The sequence below is a fragment of the Neobacillus sp. BF23-41 genome, assembly GCF_041106275.1.
Genome location: NZ_JBGBPR010000064.1, coordinates 1 through 6,884, shown reverse-complemented (window position 1 = coordinate 6,884; position 6,884 = coordinate 1). Strand labels below are relative to the sequence as shown.

Sequence of the window (6,884 nt, the reverse complement as noted above, 5' to 3'; positions counted from 1 at the left end):
CGCCAGCGTTCGTCCTGAGCCAGGATCAAACTCTCCAAGAAAGTTGATTAGCTCATTTGTTACGTTGGCTTAGTTTCACTTTCTTACGAAAGATTCACTAATAATTTTTGTTTGTTTGCACGATTTTGTTTGTTTAGTTTTCAAAGAACAATCTTATCTGTCAAAAGTGACAGTGAAACTATCATATCATATCTTTATTATAATATCAATATAATAATTTTATTTTTTTGTTATCACTTTCAACGAATTTGACAGCCGTTAAAAGCAACTTCCTAATAATAGCACCTTCGATTTACTTATGCAATAGAAAGTTTCATTTCTTCAAAAACTATTTTTAAGATAACAATATTTTTTTCCTTTTAATTCAACAACCAAAACTGGGCCCACTGGACCTCTATAATCTAATAGTGCCGGCGATAACAAATTGCGCATGATCATAATTATCACCTCCCTTACTATTTAAAAAGAGAAGTCCCGGTTAGGGTCTAGTGCCTGCCACTTATAAATCTATCAATCTTCGACAAAATACGGGGAGTGACAGGCACGAAATTTTATTCCTTCTTAATTATTTCTTCCATAAAAGCTAGAATCTCTTTACGTAAAGTAGGTTCCTGCAGAGCAAATTCTATGGTTGTCTTCACAAACCCACTCTTTTCTCCTACATCATACCTCTTACCTTCAAAATCATATGCAAACACCCGTTGGATCTGATTCAACTTCTGAATCGCATCCGTCAACTGAATTTCTCCACCAGCCCCAGTTTCCTGCTGTTCCAAAAACATGAATATCTCTGGAGTTAGTATATAACGTCCCAAAATGGCTAGATTAGAAGGGGCAGTTCCAGCCTTAGGCTTTTCAACCAAATTATTTATTTGATACCTTCTACCCACCTGATCCAAAGGTTCAACAATCCCATACCGATGTGTCTCATCATCTGGAACAGACTGTACTCCAATAACTGACGAATGCGTTTCTTCATATATATTAATAAGCTGTTTTAAACAAGGAGTCTCACTTTGAACAATATCATCACCCAAGAGAACCGCAAACGGCTCATCTCCTATAAAGTTACGAGCACACCAAACTGCATGTCCTAGCCCCTTGGGTTCCTTCTGACGAATATAATGAATATCTGCAAGATTAGTAGCATAACGTACTTTTTCAAGTAGATCTAACTTTCCCTTTTCCAATAGATTTTGCTCTAATTCATGTGCAAAATCAAAATGGTCTTCAATCGCCCGTTTCCCCTTACCAGTAACAATAATAATATCTTCAATCCCTGAAGCCACTGCTTCTTCGACAATATATTGAATGGTTGGTTTATCAATAATCGGCAACATTTCCTTAGGCATTGCCTTTGTTGCAGGTAGGAATCTTGTTCCAAGTCCAGCAGCTGGAATAATCGCCTTCCGTACTCGTTTCATACTTACTCCACCTTTTTATTATTTTTTTGTAAAAAACAGGGGGTTTACAGTTCCAAACTCCATTCATTCACCCATATAATCATTCTTCTACCTAGTTTGTTTAAGCATATCTTCACTATATTTATTTTAACACAAATATCCACATGGACGGTTCTCATGTTATTTAATTTGGTTTTGGTTAGTCCCATTCCATTGAAAAAGGGTCAGGCCCCACTACAATCATGCTTAACGTAGTGGGGCCTGACCCTTTTATTAAATGAAGGGTATCTTCAAATATTTTTTAATCATTGTCCCTAGCTAATAATAGATTCACTGTAATAGAAAGCATATCTCTTAAAGCTCCGAAAGCATTGTCAACATCTAATCGTTCGGTCCATTTATGAGCATCCTTTCCAACAGGGCCTAGGTTGAGTACAGGAATATTTAGACTCTCTAATACATCTAAAGGAACACTATATCCCTTATCCCAAAGAGGCATGTTAGCGGTGAGGTCTCCAAGGCTTGAAGCAGGTTTATCTAAAGATACATAGCTTAAGTCCGATAATCCAGCAAAATAATTTTGTTTTTTAAGCTCGATATTATACTGGTTTTTGGCATACCCAATGATATGATCCACTACACGACTAATACGCGGGTGGTTTCGAGAGTTTACCGCCGGGTAATAAGGCGGAGCAAAGAATAGAACAATCATTGGTGATAACTCTTTACAAAGGATAGAAAGCTCATCAACCAGGTGAATGGTCAGGTCGCGATCGTCCTTCAGCCCTCTGCTGCTCATTACATTCGTTTGAATAGTATCCACTTTTTCTTTTCCATAGGTTTCGATTGCATAACGTAATAATTCATCAAAATGATAAACCTTTACAGAAACTTCATGTGGTGTAGAATTTTCTAGTTTCGAAAAATGGGCTGCTCTTTTTCCGTAACCTTGTTCGATTCTTCGGGCAACTTTTTCGGCACTTTTCCTTAGGTGGTCAACGACTTCATTCATTGATCGTTCCATAATAAACATATTAAACATGGTAATCGCGCGATGAGGTATTTGCACATTGTATTCTTTTTTTAAGTCTTTCTGGATCAGAGTTGTTGGAGGAGGAGTGACCTCACCCTCAACCACTTCACAAAATTCAGTGTTCAACTCTAACTCATTCGTTAGTAACGAGGCCATAAAATTCCCATTTAACCCTGAGAAAGGCTCACCCACATGTGTTTCCTTCCCGTAGCAGAGAAACCCAGGTAAAATCTTACCAATTGAACCGGAATAAATATATTGATTCTCATCTCCTGGATAACGGGCAAACATTGGCTCTGAGTTTAAACACGCGTTGTATTCAAGATTATGCTGCTTCGCCATTTCCAATAGAATCGGTGCCGCATTACGCATCCCTACAGAATTCACTTCTTCATCACAAACCGTTAATAGCAATAAATTCCCATCAAATGATCCGGAACATGCCTCTTCGATGAGGGACATATGCAGGGCTAAACCACACTTCATATCCATCGTTCCCCTGCCGAACAACCAATTTCCATTTTCTAAGTCCTTTTGAACATCTTTAGGCATATGATTCTTGTTTTCATAAAATAACTCTGTTAATTTTTTCGGATGAAAAGCATATTCCTGCCAATCACCATAATCCTCTACTCCCACTACATCAAAATGACTGACAAGAATCACGGTTCTTTTTTCATTCGTCCCTTTTTTTACGAGAGCCGTAACAAATTTACGGTCGTCCTCTGTTGTATGAAGAGTTAAATACTCTTTATTCGTTTGAAAGTAAGGAAGCTCACGAAGTTTATTTTCAACATATTCCGCCACTTTGATTTCGCCGATACTATGTGTCACACTTGGAATCTCAACAAGTTCACAGAGTGAGTCCAATAATTGATTTTTTGTTTGCCATTTACTTTCTTTTACCATCATTTGCTTACGTCATCCCCTTTTAAATAAAAATTGCACTTGTATTTGTATACAATTGTTTTTAAAAAAATATTTATGAGTAAATATGAGTTTAAGAAGCCCCAGCAACAGGTCATCCTACTAGAGCGCCTAACCCCATACGGTTTTTTATTTTAAAAGTGTAAGTCCAAATCTTTTGGATACATTTTTCACATGATTGGCCATGCATTCAGTTGCTTCTTCTGGGTCTTTCCTTTCAAGAGCATCAATGATTTGAAGATGTTCTTGAAGAGCTTCTGACGCACTATCTTGTAGCGTATTCGTTAGAATGAGATACCTTTGCATCTGGGTGCGAAGAGAATTAATAAATTCATTTAATTTATGGTTATTGGTAAACTCCGCGAGATAGCTATGAAATTGGGTGTCCAAATTAATAAATTGGCTAAAATCTTGTTCAACGATACTTTCACGCTGTTGATTACAAATATCTTTTAAAAATGCTAATTGCTCTTCGTCCATGCTTAAGCAGGCAAGTTTAGCTGCTAAAGGTTCCAACGTTTCTCTTAAAACCTGGTACTCTCGTGCTTCTTCTACAGAGATCATTCGAACTCTTGTTTGTTTGGATGATTCCATTTCAGCCAGACCTTCATAGACTAGCTTTTTTAGGGCGGTTCGGATCGGAGTTCGGCTGATCCCCAGCTTTTCGGCTAAATGCTCTTCCGTTAAATATTCCAATGGTTTTATATCATTATTGATAATGGCATTTTTTATCACATCATACGCTTGATCAGATAACGAACCAGCAGATTTCAATTTTCGCATAATAATCTTCCTTTACCTTTAGTCCATTTTAGAACTTACTTACACGTATAATCAAACTATATTGTACTAGAAGGACAATATAGTTTGATTATAACATGATGTTAAGATTGTAAATATCTGCAAAAGAAATTCCTATCAAATTTACAAATAGAGTGAAACTGTAAAAAAATCCTTTCTAGTTGGAGTCACCATCTTATTGAAGTTTCCCCACTGCCCTTTTATTCTTAATGGAATCCATAAAAAGTTCGATTCGATCTAAAGCTGTTTTGAGCATTTCCATGGAAGCAGCATACGAAATCCTTATGAAACCTTCTCCATATTCAGAAAACCCAGTGCCAGGCACCACCGCCACTCTTGCTTCTTGTAAAAGGTTCATCGCAAAATCGAATGAATTCATGTTGGTACTTTTTATCGAAGGGAAAACATAAAAGGCACCCTCTGGTTTCACAACATCAAATCCCATGTTCGTTAATCGTTCGCAAACATAATCTCTTCTTTTCCTATATTCGACGACCATTTGATGCGCATCATTGATTCCATGTGTGAGAGCCTCAACGGCTGCATGCTGGCTTACCGTGCTAGCACAGACAGAATTATAAAGATGCACCTTCAACATCTCTTCAGATAAATAGGCCGGCGCAAAGGTAAAACCAATTCTCCACCCAGTCATAGAATGTGACTTAGCAAGACCATTAATAACGATCGTTTTTTCCCTCATTCCTGGAAAAGAGGCAATCGAATAATGTTTTTTATCAAAAGTCAGTTCACTATATATTTCATCCGAAACTACGAAAATATTCTTTTCCCTCAGAAGCCTTGCAATTTCAATCATCTCTTCTTGGTCTAACACACTGCCTAACGGATTAGATGGAGAGCAAAGGACAAGGCAGCGAGTTTTTTTGGTAATTTTACTTTTAATCAGTTCGGCATTGACCTTGAACTGATTTTGAGTCACATCAATATATACGGGTACTGCCCCACACAATCTGATAAGCGGTTCGTACCCTGGATAAATAGGAGCCGGGAGAAGGACTTCGTCTCCCTCTCGCAAAATCGTGCGAAATGCTGTATCAATGGCTTCTGTCGCTCCGTTGGTGACAATGATCTCCTTTTCGGCATCATAAGATAAACCGTATTTAAGATTCACAAAGTCACTAGCCGCTTGTCTAAGGCTAAGTAACCCCGCATTATGCGTATAGGCCGTTTGATTCTGTCTTATGGCTGAAATACCAGCCTCTTTTATATGCTCGGGAGTACGAAAATCAGGCTGTCCAAGGGTAAGATTAATCGCATCAGGATAATCAGCAACCATATTGGAAAATTTCCTAATACTAGGAACCTGAATCGTCGTAACTCGTTTATTGATCAAATTTTCCATGTGATCTCACCTTTTTTTAGTTTTACACTCATTCATCATTTCTTATTTATTTTCCACTGGAACTAAAGGACGATCAGGCTTAATAAAGAACCATATCAAAGCTGCAATAATGACAGGGATAATGTTGATTAATAGAGTCGTGTTCCAACCCATTTCTTGTGCAAACCAACCGCAGATAATCGGAGATGTGATCCCTCCAATGGCTCCCCACGTATTCATCCAGCCACTGACGGAACCGGAGAATTCTTGACCTAAATCGTTCGCAATCGCCCAAGAAGCAACAATAGGTAACCCTAGTGCACCAAGAGTTATTGTCAACCAAACAACGTTTGATGTAGGACTAACAGAGTAAGCAGAGAGATACAAGCCTACCATGAAAACGACAAAACCGAATATAGCCATCCCCCCACGAGCGATCATCCGTGAGTTTGTTTTTTGGAGGATTTTATCTGAAACAGCACCACCGATTAGAACGGAGAGACAGATAGCCAACCAAGGGAAACTTGCAGCAAATCCCATTTCTTTTAGAGAAAAGTTCCTTGCCTCCATTAAATATGTAGGCAGCCATGTTAGAAAGAATGTGTTCATGTAGATCACAACTAGATATTGAATCCCTACCAACCAAAATCGGTAGTTTTTCAAATACTGCTTCCAAGGGGCTGATTTTTTTTGAAGACCGGAAAAACTACGGTTTTCAATAATGAGCCTTTTTTCTGTTTCAGAAATCCAAGGATGCTGTTCTGGCTTATCTCGTCCGAAGAAATACCAAGCCACTGCAACCACGATGCCCAAAAGACCAAAAGCATAAAAGACCCCTTGCCAACCAAACGCTGCCAAAATGGCTACTGAAATCCCAGGTGCAATAACCGGACCCAAGAAGGAACCAGCTAGCAAAGCACTAGACGCACGTCCTTTTTCATGCTTTTGAAACCAGTGAGAGTTGAAAACAGCGTTCCCCGGATACATAGGACCCTCACCAGCTCCAAATAAAAATCTTATAATACACATGACAACATAATTGGCACTAGCAGCGGTTAAAGCAGTAAAGATGGACCACCATGCAACTGCGATGGTCACGATTTTCCTTGCTCCAAACCTTTCAGCCAGCATACCGCCAGGAATTTGCGCAAAACAATACCCTAAGTAAAAAAGTGAAGAGAGTAGTCCAAATTGAACTTTATTCAACCCTAAGTCTTCCATCATTGGTACAGCAACGATAGAAATATTTGATCGGTCCATGTAAGCGATGAAACCAATGATAAAAAATAGAAAGGCAAGTCCCCAATAAAATGTACCCGATAGTGTAGACACTTATAAAAAAGTCTACCTATCGGGTACTTTTTTGTATAATTAAGAAAAA

The 6,884-nt window shown here is 38.5% G+C and carries 5 protein-coding genes; all 5 read right to left on the bottom strand.

All coding sequences use genetic code 11. The features are described 5' to 3' along the window. Nucleotides 1-551: 551 nt before the first annotated feature. The 5 genes from galU to AB7942_RS29910 all read right to left on the bottom strand — a co-directional run bounded on the left by galU (nt 552) and on the right by AB7942_RS29910 (nt 6,835). Nucleotides 552-1,424, bottom strand: coding sequence for a UTP--glucose-1-phosphate uridylyltransferase GalU (galU, locus tag AB7942_RS29930; RefSeq protein ID WP_369449701.1), 873 nt, complete (start codon nt 1,422-1,424; stop codon nt 552-554). A gap of 280 nt (nt 1,425-1,704) precedes the next feature. Then, on the bottom strand, nt 1,705-3,348 hold the full coding sequence (locus AB7942_RS29925; RefSeq protein WP_369449700.1) for a M20/M25/M40 family metallo-hydrolase: 1,644 nt from the start codon (nt 3,346-3,348) through the stop codon (nt 1,705-1,707). 144 nt (nt 3,349-3,492) lie between these two features. Then, nucleotides 3,493-4,146 (bottom strand): GntR family transcriptional regulator, encoded by a 654-nt coding sequence (locus AB7942_RS29920; RefSeq protein ID WP_369449699.1) that lies wholly within the window; start codon nt 4,144-4,146, stop codon nt 3,493-3,495. 193 nt (nt 4,147-4,339) lie between these two features. Further along, nucleotides 4,340-5,524, bottom strand: a complete 1,185-nt coding sequence (locus AB7942_RS29915) for an aminotransferase A (protein WP_369449698.1) — start codon at nt 5,522-5,524, stop codon at nt 4,340-4,342. A 42-nt stretch (nt 5,525-5,566) separates the two neighbouring features. Next, nucleotides 5,567-6,835, bottom strand: coding sequence for an MFS transporter (locus AB7942_RS29910; RefSeq protein ID WP_369449697.1), 1,269 nt, complete (start codon nt 6,833-6,835; stop codon nt 5,567-5,569). Between the last annotated feature and the right edge of the window lie 49 nt (nt 6,836-6,884).